The 3303-nt window shown below is 43.7% G+C and carries 3 protein-coding genes; 2 read left to right on the top strand and 1 reads right to left on the bottom strand.

Annotation, left to right across the window (positions count from 1 at the left end):
* A partial coding sequence (locus tag BT797_RS04285; protein WP_075471171.1) for a GPO family capsid scaffolding protein occupies positions 1–715 on the bottom strand: 715 nt, incomplete at its 3' end.
* A 190-nt stretch (positions 716–905) separates the two neighbouring features.
* Here BT797_RS04285 and BT797_RS04280 point away from each other — a divergent pair.
* A complete protein-coding gene (locus tag BT797_RS04280) occupies positions 906–2711 on the top strand; it encodes a terminase large subunit domain-containing protein (RefSeq protein ID WP_075471170.1) in 1806 nt (601 codons plus the stop codon).
* On the top strand, positions 2711–3303 hold a 593-nt coding region (locus BT797_RS04275; protein ID WP_422615838.1), incomplete at its 3' end, for a phage portal protein. The genes BT797_RS04280 and BT797_RS04275, both read left to right, overlap by 1 nt.

Here is a 3303-nt window from a genome sequence, read left to right as displayed (position 1 = left end):
CTGTCGGTGCTGTGGTCGTATTTTGCTTAGCCAGTAAGTCTTGCGTTGCTTGGGTATTGGCTTCGAGCGCTTGGCTAAATTTAAGCAATGGTTCACCGAGCGCGTCGGTCATTGCGGCGGCAAATTCTTCGCGTTTCATGTCGTCATCATCCTTATTAAAATTAAAGAGTTTTTTAAACAGGCTCTTGCTGGGTTTGGCCGTTTCTTCTAACCCTAATGACACCTTTAATAGGTCAGTATCTGGAGGTGTATGATTAGTGTTGTCTTTGTCTTGCTGACTAAAGTGAATACGGTCGGTGTAGGTACTGGCGGGATAATCCGTCACGGCAAACCCCGTTAAATAGGTTTTCCCTGACTTCATAAAGTCTCGGTCAATTTCGATACTGAAATAGACGGCTTGGTCAGCTTGGTTCAACTGCACAAATGATGCGTTCGGCGATAACACGGCGTATAAGACTTTAATACCGTCTTCATTTTTAGCCGCGCTCAGTTCAATCACATCACCTAACATTCCACCTTTAATATCGATGTTGCTAAGGTTCTTCGCAGCCCAACCTGACCAATTAAATTCGTGGTCTAAATTGATACGAGCGCCGTACTTTTTATACTTGTAAGTAGCAACAATATCGTCGATGTCTTTTTCTGATATTTCGCGACCATCTACCGTTAACCCCATGGCGGCAATGGCAAGTGGAATAGTGCGTAATTGAGCCATGTAGTTTCCTGTTTAATGTCAAAGTAAATCTAAGTGAGAGCAATTTTGCCCTCTGAACAGGCCTTAATCCATCACATTAAATCCGCTAAATTCCGATCTTGGCGAAAGCGGAATAACACGGAAATCTTGTTAAAGAATTACCTGTTTTAAGGTTATAAACTTGGCGCTTGTTCTTACCAACAGGCCAGTTATGAAACCGAGGACTCCCCGATATACACCCGAAATGATTAAAACGGCGCGTGACCATTATGTTTTTGGTGGGCTGACGTTTGATGAAATTTCAGAAGTTGACGGTATGCCAAGTGCAAGGTCATTACGACGTTGGGCGGATGATGGCAGCTGGAATGAACTGTGCCCGTCGCTTAATGCCGAGACAGCGATTGCACGGCGTATTGTGTTATTGGCTGATCGCGATAATAAAAGTGACGCGGATTATAAAGAACTCGATTTTCTGACCAAACAACAATGCGCGTTAAATCAGTCACGCTTGCCCAGTGCCGGTATCACGAAGAAATACGGAAATGCGCCTGCAGCTGCTACGCCCCAAAGTGAACAGAAAGGCGAGCGAAACAGTAAAAGTAAGAAACGTCAGAAGAAGATCAAGAATGATGTGTCGAGTATCACTAAGGAAATGCTCGATACACTCAAAGACAACCTGCTCTACCCGCACCAATTACACTGGTTTGAACATCAGGATCACCGTAGCCGATTCATATTAAAGCCGCGTCAGATTGGCGCGACTTTCTATTTTTCTTTTGAAGCATTTTATGATGCGATTGTTAATGGCCGTAATAAGATCTTCATTTCTGCATCGCGGGACCAGGCAGAGATATTCAAAGCCAATATTATTGCCTTATGTCGTGAGCAGTTTGGTATTGAGCTAAGCGGCTCACCACTGACCATGCGTAACAAAGGCAAAACCACAACGCTGTATTTCAAATCAACCAATGCCCGGACTGCACAATCGGCTTCTGGTGATTTGTATATTGATGAAGTGTTTTGGATCCCGAAGTTTAAAGAGTTACGCAGTCTTGCCCAGGCAATGGCGACCCATAAAGATTTACGGATCACTTATTTTAGTACGCCATCGGTGACGAGCCATGAAGCGTATGATTTGTGGAATGGTCGCTGGTACCGAAAAACTAAGGCCTGTAATGATCCCGAGTTTGCCATCGATGTTAGCCATAAGACGTTAAAGGATGGCTTGCTTTGTGATGATGGTATTTGGCGTCAAAAACTCAATGTTTACGATGTAGTGAAGCAAGGCTTTGACCGCATTGATATTAGTATTTTGGAAAATGAATATTCCACTGAAGAGTTTAACAACCTCTTTATGTGTAAGTTTATTGATGATGCCCACAGTGCGTTTAGCCTTAAACAACTGATGGCCTGTGTGGGTAATAGCAAGAAATGGACTGACTTTGACCCGAGTTGGCCACGTCCTTATGCCATGAAGCCGGTTGTTATTGGTTTTGACCCTGCCCGAACGCGAGACATTGCATCGGTAGTGGTCTTGAGTTTACCGCTTGGGCCTGACGATAAATTCAGGTTATTGGAATCACTGAATCTCAGTGGTAATGATTTTGAAACCATGGCTAATGAAATTAAAGAGCTCACCCTTAAATACCATGTTGTGCATATCGGTGTTGATACAACCGGCATGGGCTTGGGTGTGTTTGAGTTAATACAAAAATTCTTCCCGCTGGCGATGCCAATTCATTACAACCCGCACAACAAAAACAAGATGGTGATTAAAGCGCTTAATGTCATTGGCAAAAAGCGGTTTGAGTTCGATGAGAATTCGGTGATGGTTGCCAGCAGCTTTATTAATATTCGCAAAAAGGTAGTTGGTGACCAGATTAGTTATGCAACCAACCGAACTGCAGCAACAGGCCATGCAGATATTGCCTGGGCAATCATGCACGCCATGATTTACGAACCATTATCTGGTGACAGCTCGAGCACCAGAACGTCAATAGGATTAGATGCCGCATAATGAATTCAATTAAGAGTACGACAACAGAACCGGTGAAAGATAAATCTATCGACACCTTTAGCTTTGGCGACCCTGAGCCGTGTTTAGATAATCACATGACGGAGTATATTGGCCTTTACGCGGATATGGACGGGTTATATTCACCGCCTGTGAGTTTATCTGGGCTGGTTAAGTTGCTGCGCGTTAATGCTCAGCATGGGCCTATTTTATATTTTAAACGCAATATGATCTTGAAATGGTTTAAGCCTAATACGGTGTTGAGCCAGCGAACGTTTAAGAAGTTTGCTTTTGATTATTGTTGGGCGGCGAATGCGTATTTTCAGGTTATTAAAAATGCTTTTGGTCATGTGATTAAGCTAAGGCATTTACCTGCGTTATCGATGCGCTATACCTCCACGCCAGGTGTTTATGCGCAGCGCTTAAGTAATGGCAAGGTGCTTCGGTTTAAAAAAGGCGAAGTTATTCACCTAAAAGAATACGACCCTAACCAGGGTATCTATGGTATTCCCCAATATTATGGCGGTATTCAGTCAGCGCTTTTAAACGAAGATGCCACCCTATTCCGCCGTAAGTATTACAAGAACGGCGCACA

It is taken from the genome of Moritella viscosa (genome assembly GCF_900120065.1).
GTDB classification, from domain to species: Bacteria; Pseudomonadota; Gammaproteobacteria; order Enterobacterales; family Moritellaceae; genus Moritella; species Moritella viscosa.
This window is presented reverse-complemented; position numbering and strand designations above follow the sequence as displayed.